The sequence below is a fragment of the Staphylococcus roterodami genome (assembly GCA_022493055.1).
Classification (GTDB): domain Bacteria; phylum Bacillota; class Bacilli; order Staphylococcales; family Staphylococcaceae; genus Staphylococcus; species Staphylococcus singaporensis.
Genome location: CP092781.1, coordinates 1,197,236 through 1,215,520, shown reverse-complemented (window position 1 = coordinate 1,215,520; position 18,285 = coordinate 1,197,236). Strand labels below are relative to the sequence as shown.

Here is an 18,285-nt window from a genome sequence, read left to right as displayed (position 1 = left end):
CTACTCCTCACTCAATCCGCCAAAACGTCTTTGACGCGACTGATAAATTTTAATACATTCAATTAATTCATCTTCGTCAAAGTCAGGCCATAATTTTTGATTAAAGATAAATTCACTATATGAAACTTGCCAAATCAAGAAATTACTTATTCTCTGTTCACCTGATGTACGAATTAATAATTCAGGATCAGGATAATTCTTTGTCATTAAATGATTGTCTATAAACGCTTCATCTATAACGTCACTAGATAAACCTTGTTGTTGAAGCTCTTCAAACATATTTTTAATACTATGAACAATTTCTGCTCTACCACCATAATTGATTGCAAAAATCAACTTCAAACCAGTATTATTCGCTGTCTTTTCCTTTGCATTATTGATGGCTTCAATTGTTGAACTAGGTAATTTTTCAGTAAAACCTATCGTTTCAACTTTAACATTTTTTTCTATTAACTCAGGTAAAAATGTTTTCAAGAAATTGACAGGCAAATTCATAATATAATTAACTTCACTTTCAGGTCTTGACCAATTTTCAGTGGAAAAGGCATATAAAGTTAAGTACTTAACACCGATGTCACTAGCAGCTCTAGTGATTTTCTTTATTGTTTGCATACCTTCATAATGGCCTTTAATTCTCGGCATTTTACGTTTCTTAGCCCATCGCCCATTACCATCCATAATAATCGCGATATGTTCAGGTATATTTGCCGTGTCCAGTTCTTCATTATAATTATTTATAGTGTTCTTTTTATTTATTAGCTTTTTAAACATGGTCTTTCCTCCGAGCCTGATCATCTCTGTCATATAGTATTAGTTACTAAACAATCATTATCATTTTATCATACTCATTTAACGCATTGAATAAGCAAATAAAAAACTGTACCAAAGTCTGACTCGGTACAGTTTACACCATGAATGTGACATACATACTGAGGTTAAAAAATACATAACTTTAATGTGATACTTTATCACATACAAAAGTAAAATGTTAAGTTAACTTGTTTAAATACCATCATAGCTAATGAAAAATAATAATAAACATTCACAGTTCTCCAAACATTCAATGTGATTGCAGATTTTATTTTTACATTATTATCGCTAATTGGCATTTTAATATGTCATTGTATATTGATTTATACTGACATAATATCTTTTTCTTTATCAGCAATCATTTTATCAATTTCTTTTATTGAGTTGTCTGTTGCTTTTTGGACATCTTCAGTACCAGTTCTTAGTTCATCTTCGGTAATTTCACCGTTCTTCTCATCTTTTTTCAATTGATCATTCATATCACGACGAATGTTTCGAACAGATACTTTTGCTTCTTCACCAATTTTCTTAACGTCTTTAACGCGTTCTTTTCTGCGCTCTTCTGTTAAAGCAGGGACTGCGATACGAATTACTTCGCCATCACTTGTAGGATTTACACCTAGGTTCGCTGCAATAATCGCTTTCTCAATATCGGCAACAGAAGTTTTATCATATGGAGAAATTACAAGCAAACGTGCTTCCGGAACATTTATGCTTGCCAATTGTTGTACAGGCGTTGGTGCGCCATAGTAATCAACTGTTACACCATTTAATAAGTTTGAATTAGCACGTCCAGCACTAATATTCGCTAATTCACGAGATAAACTTTCGATTGATTTTTGCATTCTTGATCTAGTTTCACTAATAATGTCGCTCATTATATTACACCTCTAAATTTATTTTGTAATTAACGTACCTATTTTTTCACCCATCACGGCACGTTTGATATTTCCTTCTTCCATAATAGAGAAAACAGTTAATGGGATGTTATTGTCCATGCAGAATGATGATGCTGTTGAATCCATAACTTGTAAACCTTCTTGAAGCATTTGAATATGAGTTAAATGTTCATACTTAACTGCGTCTTTGTTCACTTTAGGATCTGCTGAGTAAACGCCATCCACATTGTTTTTACCCATTAAAATAACATCAGCTTCAACTTCTGCAGCACGTAAAGCTGCCGTTGTATCTGTAGAGAAGTATGGATTACCAATACCTGCAGCAAAAATAACTACACGTTTCTTTTCTAAGTGTCTAATTGCACGACGACGAATGTAAGGTTCTGCAACTTGTTTCATTTCTATAGATGTTAATACTCTTGTATCGCAATCTAATTGTTCTAGACTATCTTGTAATGCTAATGCATTCATAACTGTTGCAAGCATACCCATGTAATCTGCAGTACCACGGTCCATACCTAAGTCACTACCTGTTTTACCTCTCCAAATGTTTCCGCCACCAACAATAACTGCGATTTCACAATCCATTTTAGCAACTTCTGCAACTTGTTCAGCAACACTTTTAATAATTACTGGATTTATGCCAAATCCTTTTTCTCCTGCTAACGCTTCACCACTTAGTTTCAAAACTACACGTTTATATTTAGAAATTTGAGCCATTTTCTTATCCTCTCTATCGTGAATATATGTAACATATACAAGTAAAGAAGACACAGTTGTTGTTTTATTAGAATGATTTACATTTTAATAAAGCAACATTAAAGGTGTCTTCTTCCTTGTTTTACTTTATGACAGATTATTTCATTTGTCCTTTTACTTCATCCGCAAAGTTTTCTTCACGTTTTTCCATACCTTCGCCTACTTCATAACGTACGAAGTCAACAAGTTTTCCACCTTTTGTTTTCAAGAAAGCTTCAACTGTTACATCTGGGTTTTTAACGAAGTCTTGGTCTACAGCACAAATTTCTTGTAAATATTTACGTAAACGTCCTTCCACCATTTTTTCAACGATGTTTTCTGGTTTACCTTCATTTAATGCTTGTTGTTTTAATACTTCTCTTTCATGATTGATTTCTTCTTCGCTTACTTGTTCAGAAGAAACATATTTAGGATTGATTGCAGCAATATGCATTGCAACGTCTCTCGCTGCTTCTTCATCAGTAGAACCTTCAACAACAGTTAATACTCCAATACGACCGCCCATGTGTAAGTATGCACCGAATGAATCGTTATCAGTTTTAGTTCTGATTGCAAAACGACGAACGCTTAATTTTTCACCAATTGTTGAAATTGCTTCTTTAATTCTTTCATCAACTGATTTACCGTTTGGTAAAGTTGTTTCCATTAAAGCTTCTACAGTTTCTGCTTTTGTATCTAATACTTGGTTAGCAATTTCTTTTACTAACTCTTGGAATCCTTCGTTACGAGCAACAAAGTCAGTTTCAGAGTTAATTTCAACGATTACTGCTTCGTTACCTTTAGTTTCAACGTGTACTAAACCTTCAGCCGCAATACGGTCTGCTTTTTTAGCTGCTTTAGCAATACCTTTTTCACGTAAGTAATCAATCGCTTTATCGATATCGCCTTCAGTTTCAGTTAGCGCTTTTTTACAATCCATCATACCTGCGCCAGTTTTTTCACGTAGTTCTTTAACAAGTTTTGCTGAAATAGTTGCCATTCATTATTCCTCCAATAAGTTATCAATTTATATATTATGATTTTAGCATTATTATAGGCAATATTGCCAATACTCTAATTGAATATTTGTAATTTGCCCTAATTTCCTTTTTAAAAAAGGTGATAAGCATTTATATCTTATCACCCATTTAAACTATATCTTAGTCAGATTCAACAGTTGATTATTCTTCAGTTGCTTCTGTTTCTTCTGATTTTTCTTTTTCATCTAAATCGATGTTTTGTTCTGCAGCTACTTCTTCGTTAGAAACGCCTTGTTGACCTTCTAAGATTGCATCTGCCATTTTAGCAGTTAATAATTTAACCGCACGGATAGCATCGTCGTTTGCTGGGATTACGTAGTCAATTTCGTCAGGATCACAGTTAGTGTCAACGATACCTACGATAGGAATATTTAATTTACGAGCTTCAGCAATCGCGTTACGCTCTTTACGTGGGTCAACTACGAATAATGCTTGAGGCATTGATTTCATATCACGAATTCCGCCTAAGAATTTGATTAAACGGTCGTATTCTTTTTTAAGTTCTACAACTTCTTTTTTAGGTAATACTTCGAATAAACCATCTTCTTCCATTTTTTCAATTTCAGAAATACGTTTAATTCGTTTAGAGATTGTTTTATAGTTAGTTAATAATCCACCTAACCATCTTTGGTTAATGTAGAATTGACCAGCACGCTCTGCTTCAGATTTAACTGATTCTTGTGCTTGTTTTTTTGTACCTACGAATAAGACTTGTCCGCCATCTTCTGAAACTTGTTTCAAGAAGTTATAAGCTTCGTCTACTTTTTTCACTGTTTTTTGTAAGTCGATGATATAAATACCATTTCTCTCAGTGAAGATATATTTTTTCATTTTTGGGTTCCAACGACGTGTTTGGTGACCGAAGTGTACACCCGCTTCTAGTAATTGTTTCATTGAAATTACTGCCATTTTAAATTCCTCCTATTGGTTAGTTACCTCCATAACAAACTATTGTAAAGACAATATAAATATATTGCACCCTTTACACAATCACGTTTGATATGTGTGTATTGGCTTTATAGCCGAAAATAAATATAACATAATGCCGTATCTAAAGCAATTGTTTTTCAAGTATTTTTCATATTTTTTCATTATAATATTCTAATTTACGTCGCAAATGATAATTAGAATAAAAATTGCTCAAAAATAAATGACTTCAATATTATCATCGAAGTCATTTCATCAACTTATTTGCTTTTTTCTAACTCGTCTAAGAATTTTTCTTTTTTAACTTTAATGAAAGTACCTTTCATACCTAATGAGCGTGATTCAATAACACCAGCACTTTCTAATTTTCGTAGTGCATTCACGATAACTGATCTTGTAATACCTACTCTATCAGCAACTTTTGAAGCAATCAATAGGCCTTCAGTACCACCTAGCTCATCAAAAATATGTTCAATTGCTTCTTTTTCAGAATAAGATAACGAATTAATTGCCATAGTAATCGCAGCTTTATCACGAGCTTCTTTTTCAACTTCGCTATGCTTTTCACGCAAGATTTCCATACCAATAACTGTAGCTGCATATTCTCCTAATACTAAGTCATTTTCATTAAAATCGTCGTGTACTCGACCAAGCACTAAAGTACCCAATCTTTCTCCTCCACCTAAAATAGGGAAGATAGTTGTACGACTATCAATGAATAATTCTCTGTTTTCAGGTGGGAACACTGTTAATACATTGTCTATATCAATATTTGATTCTGTTTGTTTAACTTCCATTAATTGTTCTGTATATTCACTTGGAATATGTCTTTCTTCCAACATTTGAATAATTCGTTGGCTTTTTAATAATTCGTTAAGACTTGACCCTAAAATTTTACCTCTACGCGACACAATAAATACATTTGTTACAGTTACACTACTAATTGTTTGCGCTACATCTTTAAAATCAACCGCAATACCTTTATGTTTTTGAAGTAACGTGTTTAACTCTCTCGTTTTAGATAATAAGCTCATGAATTTTTCTCCTTTTTTGTATTTTTATAGAATAAATGCACTTAAATCTTTATTAGTTGAAATTGATTTTAATTTATCATCAACATATTGTGGGGTAATATCTACAACTGCATTTGGCATACTTGGCGCTTCAAACGATAAATCTTCTAACATTTTTTCTAATATTGTATGAAGTCTACGTGCACCAATATTATCAGTATCTTGGTTCACTTGGTATGCAATCTCAGCTAATCTTGTAATTGCTTCATCAGTAAAGTTAACAGTAACTTCCTCAGTTTGAAGCAATGCCTCATATTGTTTAATTAATGATAATTTCGGCTCGGTTAAAATTCTCACAAAATCCTCTACCGATAAACTATCAAGTTCAACTCTAATTGGGAAACGACCTTGTAATTCTGGAATTAAATCACTTGGTTTAGATACATGGAACGCACCAGCTCCGATAAACAGCATATGTTCAGTATTCACAGTACCATATTTAGTTTGAATTACGCTACCTTCAAGGATAGGTAAAATATCTCGCTGTACACCCTGTCTAGACACATCTTGACCACTATTATGATTATTCGTTGCCACTTTATCAATCTCATCAATAAATATAATACCCATTTGCTCAGCTAATTCTAGTGCTTCTTGGTTCGCACTCTCTTGATCAATTAATTCATCCGCAAAACCATCAGCTAAGATTTTTCTTGCTGTCTCAACAGCAACTTCTCTTTCAACTTTTTTCTTAGGCATTAACTGATTCATCATCTCTTGCATTTGCTGATTTTGATTTGTTCCTAACATGCCTAAAGCGCCTGGGTCTTGTTCAACTTTAATTCTAACTTTTTCTTTTTCTAACTTACCTTCGTCAAGTTGTCGTTTAATTTCAGAACGTTTCGTTTTAATCTCTTCTGTAGGCGGTTCTTCTTCATCTTCATTATTTTGCCCGAAGTTTGGAATAGCACCACCAAATAGTGACTCTAACGGGTTATTACTTTGAGATGCTTTCTTTTTCATACTTGGAACAAGCAATTTAACAAGTTTTTCATTTGCTTTAGCTGTCGCTTCACCTTGAACTAAAGATTTTTTTTGCGCTTTCACTAATCTTACTGAAACATCAACTAAATCTCTAACCATGCTTTCGACATCTCTACCAACATAACCTACTTCTGTAAACTTAGTTGCTTCAACTTTTATAAATGGTGCACCAACAACTTTAGCCATTCTTCTTGCAATTTCAGTTTTACCAACTCCTGTTGGACCAATCATCAAAATATTTTTAGGTGAGATTTCTTGTTTTGATTCTTCATCTAACAAACTTCTTCTATATCTATTACGTAGGGCAATGGCCACTTTACGTTTAGCATCATTTTGTCCAACGATGTATTCGTTTAATTTAGATACGATTTCTTTTGGAGTTAATTTGATTCCAGTTGTATCCATGTAATTTCATTCCTCCGTCTTTAACTAAAATTAATTACTCGTAACAATGTATCACTTGTAGAGTATTATAGTGTTTCTACAACAATATTATCATTTGTAAAAACACAAATATCCGCGGCTACTTTTAAGCTTTCATATGCCATTTCTTCAGCTGACATTTGAGACGCATGACGTTTCAGTGCACGTCCAGCACTTAATGCATAGTTACCACCTGATCCAATTGCGATTAAATCATCGTCTGGAGCAATAACCTCACCAGTGCCACTGACAACTAAAATAGCATCTTTGTCCATGACAATTAGCATTGCTTCTAATTGACGTAATTGTTTATCGCCTCGCCATTCTTGAGCTAGTTCAACAGCAGCTCTTTCCAAATTACCACTGAATTGCTGTAGTTTAGTTTCAAATTTTTCAAATAATGTAAATGCATCAGCTACACTGCCAGCGAAACCTGCCAACACTTTCCCTTCATATAGACGTCTCACTTTTCTTGCTGTTTGTTTCATGATGACTTGTTGTCCAAGTGTAACTTGGCCATCACCTGCCATCGCTGCTTTCCCATTATGTCTTACGGCATAAATTGTTGTTGCATGTAATGTTGTATTACTCATGATTCATTCTCCTTTTTCGCTCGAGGATGGGCATTTAGATATACTTTTCTTAACTGCTGGTTTGATACATGCGTGTATTTACCAGTTGTTGATAGATTTACATGACCTAATAATGATTGCACCGTACGCAAGTCGGCACCTTGATTCAACAAATGCGTGGCAAAAGTATGTCTAAGTTTATGAGGGTGTATATCACTTACACCCGCAGTCCTTTTAACAATGTCATTCAAAACATATCGCACACCACGTTCTGTAATGGCTTCACCTTTCATATTTACAATTAGAAAATCATGATTACATGACTGAATAGGCTTAAATTGTTCTAAATAAATTTCAATACTTTGCCTACAATAAGCACCAAAAGGCACAAATCTCTCTTTGTTACCTTTCCCTAATACTGTTACACCATTAGCATAGCAATCTATATCTTGTTTTTTTATATTAACTAATTCTGAAACACGAATACCAGTAGCATATAATAACTCAAGAATTAATCGATCACGCAATCCTTTTGTAGCATCCTCTTCTACCGTTTTAAATAATGCCTCCATCTCTTCTTCGTAAAAGAATTGAGGAAGATATTTTTCTTTCTTTGGATGTACCAATTGAACAAATGGATTAACAATATTACCATCTAACGTCATCCAATATTCATAAAAAGTACGTAACGTTGAGATTTTACGAGAAACCGATGTCCTTTTCAAATGATTTGAATATAAATAACTCAAATAATTTCTAGCATCTCTATATTCAAAAGTATTCAACTGTAGATGCTCTTGTTCTAAAAATTGATTAAATTGAATTAAATCATCTCTATATGATTTTAATGTATGTTCCGAAAAATTACGTTCAACTTTTAATGTATTTAAAAATGCTTCTTGAATATGATTCAATACATTTACCCTCCATCAATAAGAATTGTAGCACATACAGCAAAGGGCTTACAGTAATTTGATAATCAATTCTAAATCTTTTGAGAATTAAATAATTGTAAGTAACTTGTGAACCTATAAATCAGAATACTTCTTTTTAAATTTATTTGCTAATTATCATTATTAATAGCTTCACCATTTATTCTATATTTGTCTTTTAAATAATGTTTAATTAAAACTTCCTCTTACATGTTACATCAATCAACTTATTGTGTGTTATTTATTTATATATTTTCTGAAAGCGAATTCCAAATTGTCAGAAATACGTAACAATTCCAAAATTAAAAAGACTAGAATAATATTTTTTCATTTTATAGCCACAAATTAAACAATTATGACTTAAGAATGAATAGCATTTCTAGTCTTTCTAACTATTTTATAAAGTTTTTTTGAAACCTTCTAAGTAATCCAACGCTCTATTAGCTTGCGCTTCATATCGTTCTTTCTTATCTTTAATTCTAGTTTCTAAAGAAGGTAAAAGCCCGAAATTCGCATTCATAGGTTGGAAGTTTTTGTTATTTTTAGCGTGTGAAATGTAATAAGCCATACTACCAATCATAGTTTCTCTTGGGAATACTACTTCACCCTTACCTAGTACTTTGTGTGCAAGATTGATTCCTGCAACTAAGCCACTTGCCGCACTTTCCACATATCCTTCAACACCAGTCATTTGTCCTGCAAATTGAATATTAGGTTGTGAAATTAATTCATATTTTTCATTTAATACGTCAGGAGAATTGATGAATGTATTTCTATGCATCACACCATATCGAACAATATCAACATTTTCTAAACCTGGTATTAATTTAATCACTTCTTTTTGTGCGCCCCATTTTAAATGCGTTTGAAAACCAACAATATTATAAAGTGTGCCAGCAGCATCATCTTGTCTTAATTGCACAACAGCAAATGGACGTTTTCCAGTTTTAGGATCTTCTAAACCAACTGGTTTCATTGGACCAAATAGTAAAGTTTTGCGTCCACGCTCTGCCATTACTTCAAAAGGCATACAACCTTCGAAATATTTTTCTTTTTCAAACGAATTCACAGGTGCAACTTCCGCTTCTAATACTGCTTCATAAAATTTATTAAATTCTTCTTCTGTCATAGGACAATTTAAATAAGCTGCTTCACCTTTATCATATCGAGATTTCAAATATACTTTATCCATATCAATTGAATCTTTTTCAATAATTGGAGCTGCTGCATCATAAAAATAAAGCTGATCTTTACCAGTGATATCTACAATTTCTTGTGCTAAGTTTTCAGTAGTAAGTGGACCTGTTGCAATAATCGTATAACCATCAGGTATCGCATTAATTTCTTCATTAATAACAGTAATATTTTCATGATTTTTAAGGGTATCAGTAATATATCCAGAAAAGTCATGTCTATCAACTGCTAATGCACCTCCAGCTGGAACACGCGCTTTATCAGCTGCTTCAATAATTAATGAATTCAAGCGTCTCATTTCTTCTTTTAAAACACCAACGCCGTTTGTTAATGCATTACCTCGTAAAGAATTCGAACATACTAGTTCAGCAAATTTATCTGTATGGTGAGCTGGTGTTTGCTTTACTGGTCTCATTTCTATTAAATTTACTTTAATTCCTCTTTCAGCTAATTGGTATGCCGCTTCTGAACCAGCTAAACCTGCACCAATTACATTTACAGTTTGAGTCATTTCTATACTCCTTTTATTATCATTTATGTCTATCAATATCGTTGTTATGATTGCTCAAATAAGAAATATACATTTGGAAAATGTACTTCAAACTTTAAAAAATCAATCTAAATATTAATATTACAACAGCAAAATTCATTTAGGCTATCAACATGTTACTTCTGTGCTGCCTCTTTATAATCACAGTTTGAACATACAACTTGTGAAGTCTTGCCTTTTTTATTTTCAACAAGATAATGATTACATTTTGGACAATCTCTACCAATTGGTTTATCCCATGAAATGAAATCACATTCTGGATAATTTGAACATCCATAAAATACACGATTCTTTTTAGATTTTCTTTCTACGACATCGCCATCATTACATTTCGGACATTTAACTCCAATAGATTTAACAATTGCTTTAGTATTGCGACAGTCAGGAAAGTTTGAACAAGCCATGAACTTACCATAACGTCCCATTTTAATTACCATTGGAGATCCACAAACTTCACAATCTTCTCCAGCTGGCTCATCCTTAATTTCGACCTTTTCCATTTCTTCTTCAGCACGCTCTACATCTTGTTTAAAGCTACTATAGAAACCACCAATAACTTTTCTCCAATTGATATCGCCATCAGCAATTTTATCAAGCAATGTTTCCATATTTACTGTGAATTCAACATCAATAATTTCTGGGAAGTATTCTTTCACTTGTTCATGCACAATTTCACCCAACTCTGTTGGAACAAAACGCTTACTTTCTAATTTAACATAATTACGTTTTTGAATCGTATCAATAGTAGGTGCATATGTTGATGGACGACCGATTTTTAGCTCTTCAAGCGTTTTTACTAATCTCGCTTCAGTATATCTAGGAGGTGGTTGTGTATAGTGTTGAGCTGGCTCAATTTGAGTTGCAGTGACTTTATCACCTTGCTCTAATTTAGGCAGTTTATTTTCCTTTTCGCTATCACTATCATCTTTAGTTTCTACATAAAGCGTCATAAATCCTTTAAACTTGATCGTTTGACCATTCGCTCTAAATTTAATGTCACCTTGTGTGATGTCTAATGAGACTGTATCAAGTATTGCTGGAGCCATTTGACTAGCAACAAAACGTTCCCAAATTAATTTGTATAATCGGTATTGGTCTTTTGTTAAAAAAGATTTCATATCATCTGGCGTACGCATAGTACTTGAAGGTCTAATAGCCTCATGGGCATCTTGATCACCTTGTTTCCCTGATGCTTTACGCTTAGAAGTGTAAGATTCACCGTATTTATCACTAATATACTGTTTTGCTTCAGCTTTGGCTGTTTCTGAAATACGTGTTGAGTCAGTACGCATATAAGTAATTAAACCAACTGTACCTTGTTTCTTCAAATCAATACCTTCATATAATTGTTGGGCAACCATCATAGTTTTTCTTGCTTTAAAGTTTAATTTACGCGCTGCTTCTTGTTGTAAAGTAGATGTTGTAAATGGATTTGCTGGATTTCGAGTTTTTTCTTTTTTAGTCACATTCGTAATTTCGAATTGGTCACCATCTAATGCAGCTGTAATTTTTTCAACATCTTTTTTAGTCTTCAATTTATATGGTTTATTTTTATAATGAAGGAATTTAGCATTAAATTTTGATTTTTTGTATCTAAATTCACCTTCAATAGTCCAATATTCTTCTGGCTTAAAGTTTCGAATTTCGTTTTCACGATCAATGACTAATCGAAGTGCCACAGATTGAACTCGACCCGCTGACAATCCTTTTTTTACCTTTTTCCATAGAACTGGCGAAATATTATATCCAACTAATCTATCTAAAATACGACGCGCTTGTTGCGCATCGACTAGATTCATTTCAATTTCTCTAGGATTTTTAAAACTTTCTTTAACAGCATCTTTTGTTATTTCGTTGAAAACAACGCGATTTTCTTTAGAATCTTCAAGTTCTAAAATTTTTGATAAATGCCAAGCAATTGCTTCACCTTCACGGTCGGGGTCACTTGCGAGAAAGACATTTTTCGCTTTTTTTGCATGTTTTTTCAATTCTTTTACAACAGGACCTTTTCCGCGTATTGTTATATATTTTGGTTCGTAGTTATCTTCAGTGTCGACACCCATTTGACTTCTTGGTAAGTCTCTAACATGTCCCATTGAAGCTATAACTTTATATTTCTTACCTAAATACTTTTCAATGGTTTTAGCTTTTGCAGGCGATTCAACAATGACTAAATTATCTGCCAATGTCATTTCCCCCTCGCTAATCTAATTACTAAAGATAAATGATAAACGCTTAATTTTGCTTTTGTCAACGTTTTATATCTAAACAAAGAATTTTCATCGTCTATTTTTTATAGATTTTATTAAAAAAATAAATTGTAAAAGTCAACAAAAGAAATATGAGACAACTCATTATATTTACTTTTAAATATAGTAATCCTCTAATATATCATTAGCATTTAAAACTACCTTAGCACCTTCTTGGATACGTAATAAATTACCTTTTGTCATAGGATTAAACATTGATCCTGGCAAAACATAAACATTTCTATTTTGCTCTAATGCAAAATCTATTGTGATGTGACTACCGCTTTGTTCCTTTGCTTCAGTAATTAAAACCCCTTTTGACAAACCGCTGATAATCCTATTGCGCTCAGGAAATCTATATTTAGCAATTGGTGTATATGGTGGGTATTCGGATATAACTAAACCTTTTTCTTCTATTTTATTTCTTAATGTTAATGTACTTTTGGGATAATGTGTTTGATGGCCAAAGGCTAAAACTGCTATTGTAGGGAGATTGTATTTTAAAGCTGTTTCATGTGCCATTGAATCAGCACCTTGAGCAAGTCCAGAAACGATTGTTAAATATTTGCTTTTTTCATTTGATAATAAAAATTCTAAAGCCTGTAGGGTATAGCTTGTAGAATCTCTTGCACCTACTACTGCCAAATGGTACTTATTATTTATTAATTTAATATTCCCTTTATAGAAAAGAAGTAATGGAAATCTATATATTTCTTTTAACAGTACTGGATATTCAGTATCCATATAGGTCACATAACTCACTTTTAATTTTTGTAGTTCTTTAATAATAACGTTATGATCAAGTTTTATAAAAGTATAGTACTTACGTAATAAATGAACATTTTCTTTCCTTTTCACCCACTCACATAAATATCTATCTTTTTTTCCGCAATCCTCTTTAATTAAATTAGGATATGCCATTAATAATTGATGGATTTGTCTAGTCGAAAAGTTTGCCCAGTATAACTTAAGCAAAAATTGTCTAATCAATAAATCAACTCCTTTTTTTAATCATACAAAATCATATTCTATTTTTGCTTTACATTTCTAATACAAAAACATTCTCGATGTAATGTTATTTTAAGGAGTAAAAATACCGACTTGGAATAAAAACGAAAAGCATGTTGGAAAGATTTTAAATTTTCAAATTCCAACATACTTTAATATCAAACCTTATAAATAAGTTTTGCTAGTTTATATAAAATTGGTCTTACTGGTTTGATGAAATCACCAATTAATTCTTCAACATGTGCATTAAAACCTTTTTTGAACTGCTGTACACCAAAATCATCTGCATCACTACTAAAAATGCCTGTTATTCCGTAAAAATTATACCTATTAATATTATGTGATTTTGCGTATTTTATCATATGCCATTGTAGATAATACGCTCCCATATACTGATTATATTTAGGATTCGATCCACTTGATAGATAATAAACTTCATCATCAGTGCATATAAATAAAGCAGCTGCTAAATCCAAAACAGGCCCATCCTCTAATATTAATTCTTTGTTTTTACTAATTCTATTGATAATACCAGATAATTGGATATTTAGCTGATTTAATTTAGATTTATTCTTTTTAGAATTAGGATTTTCATTTAATGCTTTGTTCACAGTGATAATTTCATTTTCTATTTTCAATAATTTCATTTTCAATTTATCGTGATATTCATTAAGATCTATACAAGCTACCTTTAACATTGCCTTTCCATTATATATTTCTTGCATTCGCTTAAAATAATCTTCATTCATGAAATGAAAACCATGCTTTTCTTCTGCCATTTGAAATAATTTATAAAATCGATTAGTTTCATCAATAGATAAATTTTCAACCTTAACTCCAATCTCAATAGTCTTTTTTATATTCCTTCTAGTTTGGTAATCCATTTCTTTTAAAAGTTGATTCTCATCTTTATCTTTTAAATCCAATACAGAAATCCATCTAATTTGACTTTTATTTGAATATCCTGTTGTATAACCTTGATGCACATACCCAATACTTCCTAACGTCTTTAATACCACTGTATTATTATATTTTTTTGTAATCCTACCATTTGCATCTCTTAAATTCTCTATTAAATACGGATCTACTAGAATAAATAATCCTCTTTTTTTATAAATGAATTTAGATAATTCTTTAAAAAAGTAACAAACTAATTTAGCATCAAAATAATCAAGTATCGGACCTCTATGAGAATAGAAATATTTGTAGAATTTAAAAATACGTGCCTCTGTTAATAAGCATGCAACCTATAACATCATTTTTATCATTCTTCACTCCCACAATATGTGCTTCATGGTTTATTTTATTTCTATAATTATATAATTCTATAGACTGTGTATAATGTTTGAAGTGCTTTTTGGTAAAGTTGGTAAATTCTTCTTCACTTAAAGTTGAAAATTTCATATTTTAATGTCCTGCCTTTGACTTTAGTTATGCCTTTTTAAATGGTCTAATAAAAATCATATCATTTTCATAATTGTGAACAACTTTATGCGCAACCTCTGCTTTACGCCATCCACCATTATTCCAGTTTTGGTCTAAACTTTGGAACTTCATTAATTTTCCATCATAATCGCCATTCAAAACAATAGCTGTATGACCATATCCACCCCCAAATCTTCCGCTAAAAACCACTAAGTCCCCAGGCTCAGCTTTGAAAGTTGGTGTGTTGTGATAAATTTTGGCTTCCCCATTAAAATTATTTGCATATGGTATATCTTTAGCTCCATATCCTTTTAATCCATGACCATAAAGATGATTCCAATATACATTGACTAAATCGAAACATTGCCATCCATAACTACCGTCGAAATCCCACCCTCTATTTTCTAATGTTTTCAAATAATTTAATGTACTGTTATTACTATTACTTTTATTATTTGAAGATACAGTATTTTGTTTTGGTTCTACTAATGGTGTCATTGGCACTTTTAATTTTTGACCAATAAATATTAAGTTAGGATTTGCTATATTATTTGTATTTTGAATATTTGAAACTGTAGTTTTATATTTTAATGCTATAGCACTAAGTGTATCTCCTTTTTTTACAGTATAGATTTGTGTTCTTGGCGCTTCCCTAAAACTATAGTAACCAAAGTAATTATTAGTAACTTTATTCGTTTGCTTCTGATTAGAATTTTGAGCTTCCAAGTTTACAGTTTTAATTTCTTTAGTAGATCCATTGTTATTAACAGCTAGATTATTAGCTTGGATTGAATTTTTCGAAGTATTTGAAATCTTTAAATCTTGATTAATTTCATTTCCTCTTGAAATTGCTGATTTATTGTTTAACACTAAACTTGTGTCCGATGTTTTAACAATACCTTCATTTTTCACTTTGTCTTTTGTCGAATTATTATTAACATCTACCCCTGATTTCATGGATACATTTTGTTCATAACCTGTTGTAAATTCTTTGGATTTATCAATTTCATCTGCATATGCTTTGTTCGAAATACCCAATGCCAAAAACATACCTATTGAGATTGACAAAATTCCAATACTAACTTTTCTAATTGAATAGCGTACTTTACTTTGTTGTTGATTCATGATGAACACTCCTTATTATAATATATAAATATAATAATATAGTGCACTATACATTTCAATAAAAGATTAGCTTTTTTTAGAAAGCTATTGAAAGAGGTAAAATAATCAACATGCCTTTCCAAAATATAAAAAAGTATACCTAAAATTCATCGCACGACAAATAGCCCATTTCCAATACTTTAATAAAGTACGGAATGGGCTATAGCCATTTATATCATTTTTTAACTTTATTTATTAACAGTTAATAATGATTCATAAATACCTGCTTCTTTAGCAACTTCAATTAATGTTGAACCAATTTCTGAAGGTGTTGCTGCTGTTTTCACACCACAACTATTTAATGTTTTAATTTTCTCTTCAGCAGTACCTTTACCACCTGAAATGATTGCACCAGCATGTCCCATACGTTTTCCTGGAGGTGCTGTTTGTCCACCGATAAAGCCTACAACTGGTTTTGTCATATTGGCTTTAATCCATTCAGCTGCTTCTTCTTCAGCTGTACCACCAATTTCACCAATCATAACTACCGCTTTTGTTTCATCATCTTCATTGAATGCCTTTAAAACATCAATAAAGTTAGTACCATTAACTGGGTCACCGCCAATACCGACAGCTGTAGTTTGTCCAATGCCTTCTTCAGTTAATTGATGCACTGCTTCGTACGTCAAAGTACCTGAACGAGATACTACACCTACATGGCCTTTTTTATGAATATATCCTGGCATGATTCCGATTTTACACTCATCTGCTGTAATCACACCTGGACAGTTTGGACCAACTAAACGCGTTTTTCTACCTTGTAAGTAGCGTTTAACTTTAACCATGTCTAATACAGGAATATGTTCAGTAATACAAATAACCATATCTAAGTCTGCATCTGCTGCTTCTAAAATTGAGTCTGCAGCAAACGGTGCTGGAACATAAATGACTGAAACCGTTGCACCAGTTTCATTTTTAGCTTCTTCAACAGTGTTGAAAACAGGAACGCCTTCAACAACTTGACCACCTTTACCAGGTGTCACACCTGCTACTATTTTCGTACCATAATCAAGCATTTGTTTTGTGTGGAAAAGGGCAGTAGACCCTGTAATACCTTGTACCATTACTTTAGTATTCTTATCTATAAATACACTCATCTTAGTGCTCCCATCCTTTCCTTATACTTCTTTAACTAGTTTAACAATTTTTTGTGCACCTTCAGCCATTGTTGCTGCTGGTTCAATTGCTAATCCTGAGTCTTTTAAGATTTTTTTACCTAACTCAACATTTGTACCTTCTAATCGTACAACTAGTGGTAAAGTTAAATCTACTTCTTTTACAGCTTCAACGATACCTTCAGCGATAACATCACACTTCATAATGCCACCGAAAATATTTACAAAAATACCTTTAACATTTTCATCACCTAAAATGATTTTAAATGCTTCAGTTACTTTTTCTCTAGTAGCGCTTCCGCCTGCATCTAAGAAATTGGCTGGGTTTCCACCAAAATGATTGATTGTATCCATTGTTGCCATGGCTAAACCTGCACCATTTACCATGCAACCGATATCTCCATCTAATGCAATGTATGATAAATCGTGCTTAGAAGCTTCGATTTCTTTTGGATCTTCTTCCTCTAAATCACGTAATTCTACAACATCTTTATGTCTGAATAATGCATTATCATCAAAGTTAATTTTCGCATCCAATGCTAAAACATCGCCATCAGCAGTTGTTACTAATGGATTGATTTCTACGATTGAACAATCTTTTTCAATGAAAACGTTATAAAGTGCTAATAAAAACTTAGCAGCTTTGTTAACAGATTCTTTCGGAATATTAATATTAAATGCAATACGTCTTGCTTGGAATGGTGAAAGTCCGATTACTGGATCGATAGTTTCTTTGAAGATCTTTTCAGGAGTCTTCGCAGCAACTTCTTCAATCTCAGTGCCCCCTTCTTCAGACGCCATCAATGTTACTTGGTCAGTCGCACGATCAATAACGAATCCAACGTAATATTCTTTTTGAATAGCACAACCTTCTTCGATATATAAACGCTTAATTTCTTTACCTTCTGGACCAGTTTGATGTGTCACCAAAGTTTTCCCTAATAATTCATTTGCATATGTTTCTACCTCAGATAAAGATTTAGCAATTTTTACTCCGCCTGCTTTACCTCTACCCCCAGCATGAATTTGTGCTTTTACAACATATACATCAGAATTTAATTCTTTTGCTTTCTCCACCGCTTCTTCAGCAGTAAATGCTACTCGTCCTTCTGGAACTGCAACGCCCATTGAACGAAATATTTCTTTACCTTGATACTCGTGGATATTCATCTTCCATCCTCC

At 32.5% G+C, this 18,285-nt stretch carries 16 protein-coding genes and 1 pseudogene; all 17 read right to left on the bottom strand.

Annotated elements, in window-relative coordinates; genetic code table 11:
- Complete coding sequence (locus tag ML436_05990) at nucleotides 1–771, bottom strand: isoprenyl transferase (protein UMT79280.1); 771 nt, start codon at nucleotides 769–771, stop codon at nucleotides 1–3.
- Between the two features lie 362 nt (nucleotides 772–1,133).
- The gene (gene frr / locus ML436_05985) at nucleotides 1,134–1,688 is read right to left on the bottom strand and encodes a ribosome recycling factor (protein ID UMT79279.1); all 555 of its coding nucleotides are present in this window, start codon (nucleotides 1,686–1,688) and stop codon (nucleotides 1,134–1,136) included.
- A gap of 18 nt (nucleotides 1,689–1,706) precedes the next feature.
- Nucleotides 1,707–2,429, bottom strand: a complete 723-nt coding sequence (gene pyrH / locus ML436_05980; protein ID UMT79278.1) for a UMP kinase — start codon at nucleotides 2,427–2,429, stop codon at nucleotides 1,707–1,709.
- Between the two features lie 136 nt (nucleotides 2,430–2,565).
- On the bottom strand, nucleotides 2,566–3,447 hold the full coding sequence (tsf, locus tag ML436_05975; protein UMT79277.1) for a translation elongation factor Ts: 882 nt from the start codon (nucleotides 3,445–3,447) through the stop codon (nucleotides 2,566–2,568).
- A gap of 34 nt (nucleotides 3,448–3,481) precedes the next feature.
- Complete coding sequence (locus ML436_05970) at nucleotides 3,482–3,577, bottom strand: hypothetical protein (protein ID UMT79276.1); 96 nt, start codon at nucleotides 3,575–3,577, stop codon at nucleotides 3,482–3,484.
- Nucleotides 3,578–3,628: 51 nt separating this feature from the next.
- Nucleotides 3,629–4,396, bottom strand: coding sequence for a 30S ribosomal protein S2 (gene rpsB / locus ML436_05965; GenBank protein ID UMT79275.1), 768 nt, complete (start codon nucleotides 4,394–4,396; stop codon nucleotides 3,629–3,631).
- 278 nt (nucleotides 4,397–4,674) lie between these two features.
- Nucleotides 4,675–5,448 (bottom strand): GTP-sensing pleiotropic transcriptional regulator CodY, encoded by a 774-nt coding sequence (gene codY, locus ML436_05960; GenBank protein ID UMT79274.1) that lies wholly within the window; start codon nucleotides 5,446–5,448, stop codon nucleotides 4,675–4,677.
- A gap of 24 nt (nucleotides 5,449–5,472) precedes the next feature.
- Entirely contained in the window at nucleotides 5,473–6,876 is a 1,404-nt protein-coding gene (gene hslU / locus ML436_05955; protein ID UMT79273.1) for an ATP-dependent protease ATPase subunit HslU, read from the bottom strand.
- 65 nt (nucleotides 6,877–6,941) lie between these two features.
- On the bottom strand, nucleotides 6,942–7,487 hold the full coding sequence (gene hslV / locus ML436_05950; GenBank protein ID UMT79272.1) for an ATP-dependent protease subunit HslV: 546 nt from the start codon (nucleotides 7,485–7,487) through the stop codon (nucleotides 6,942–6,944).
- A complete protein-coding gene (gene xerC, locus ML436_05945) occupies nucleotides 7,484–8,380 on the bottom strand; it encodes a tyrosine recombinase XerC (protein ID UMT79271.1) in 897 nt (298 codons plus the stop codon). Before xerC ends, hslV begins: the two co-directional genes overlap by 4 nt.
- Before the next feature lie 415 nt (nucleotides 8,381–8,795).
- A complete protein-coding gene (trmFO, locus tag ML436_05940) occupies nucleotides 8,796–10,103 on the bottom strand; it encodes an FADH(2)-oxidizing methylenetetrahydrofolate--tRNA-(uracil(54)-C(5))-methyltransferase TrmFO (GenBank protein UMT79270.1) in 1,308 nt (435 codons plus the stop codon).
- Nucleotides 10,104–10,258: 155 nt separating this feature from the next.
- Entirely contained in the window at nucleotides 10,259–12,334 is a 2,076-nt protein-coding gene (gene topA / locus ML436_05935) for a type I DNA topoisomerase (protein ID UMT79269.1), read from the bottom strand.
- Between the two features lie 174 nt (nucleotides 12,335–12,508).
- Nucleotides 12,509–13,381 carry a DNA-processing protein DprA gene (gene dprA, locus ML436_05930; GenBank protein ID UMT79268.1) on the bottom strand — a complete coding sequence of 291 codons (873 nt, stop codon included), beginning with the start codon at nucleotides 13,379–13,381 and terminating at the stop codon, nucleotides 12,509–12,511.
- A gap of 176 nt (nucleotides 13,382–13,557) precedes the next feature.
- Nucleotides 13,558–14,803 (bottom strand): annotated as a pseudogene (locus ML436_05925) (aminoacyltransferase).
- A gap of 27 nt (nucleotides 14,804–14,830) precedes the next feature.
- Complete coding sequence (locus ML436_05920; GenBank protein ID UMT79267.1) at nucleotides 14,831–15,949, bottom strand: LysM peptidoglycan-binding domain-containing protein; 1,119 nt, start codon at nucleotides 15,947–15,949, stop codon at nucleotides 14,831–14,833.
- A gap of 227 nt (nucleotides 15,950–16,176) precedes the next feature.
- Nucleotides 16,177–17,085, bottom strand: coding sequence for a succinate--CoA ligase subunit alpha (gene sucD, locus ML436_05915; GenBank protein ID UMT79266.1), 909 nt, complete (start codon nucleotides 17,083–17,085; stop codon nucleotides 16,177–16,179).
- Nucleotides 17,086–17,106: 21 nt separating this feature from the next.
- Nucleotides 17,107–18,273, bottom strand: a complete 1,167-nt coding sequence (sucC, locus tag ML436_05910; protein ID UMT79265.1) for an ADP-forming succinate--CoA ligase subunit beta — start codon at nucleotides 18,271–18,273, stop codon at nucleotides 17,107–17,109.
- Nucleotides 18,274–18,285: the final 12 nt, after the last annotated feature.

Coding starts and splice junctions, on each gene's coding strand:
- sucC (UMT79265.1), bottom strand. CDS start 18,273: ATGAATATCCACGAGTATCAAGGTAAAGAAATATTTCGTTCAATGGGC.
- codY (UMT79274.1), bottom strand. CDS start 5,448: ATGAGCTTATTATCTAAAACGAGAGAGTTAAACACGTTACTTCAAAAA.
- rpsB (UMT79275.1), bottom strand. CDS start 4,396: ATGGCAGTAATTTCAATGAAACAATTACTAGAAGCGGGTGTACACTTC.
- frr (UMT79279.1), bottom strand. CDS start 1,688: ATGAGCGACATTATTAGTGAAACTAGATCAAGAATGCAAAAATCAATC.
- hslU (UMT79273.1), bottom strand. CDS start 6,876: ATGGATACAACTGGAATCAAATTAACTCCAAAAGAAATCGTATCTAAA.
- ML436_05920 (UMT79267.1), bottom strand. CDS start 15,949: ATGAATCAACAACAAAGTAAAGTACGCTATTCAATTAGAAAAGTTAGT.
- tsf (UMT79277.1), bottom strand. CDS start 3,447: ATGGCAACTATTTCAGCAAAACTTGTTAAAGAACTACGTGAAAAAACT.
- trmFO (UMT79270.1), bottom strand. CDS start 10,103: ATGACTCAAACTGTAAATGTAATTGGTGCAGGTTTAGCTGGTTCAGAA.
- ML436_05970 (UMT79276.1), bottom strand. CDS start 3,577: ATGCTTATCACCTTTTTTAAAAAGGAAATTAGGGCAAATTACAAATAT.
- sucD (UMT79266.1), bottom strand. CDS start 17,085: ATGAGTGTATTTATAGATAAGAATACTAAAGTAATGGTACAAGGTATT.
- ML436_05990 (UMT79280.1), bottom strand. CDS start 771: ATGTTTAAAAAGCTAATAAATAAAAAGAACACTATAAATAATTATAAT.
- topA (UMT79269.1), bottom strand. CDS start 12,334: ATGACATTGGCAGATAATTTAGTCATTGTTGAATCGCCTGCAAAAGCT.
- hslV (UMT79272.1), bottom strand. CDS start 7,487: ATGAGTAATACAACATTACATGCAACAACAATTTATGCCGTAAGACAT.
- pyrH (UMT79278.1), bottom strand. CDS start 2,429: ATGGCTCAAATTTCTAAATATAAACGTGTAGTTTTGAAACTAAGTGGT.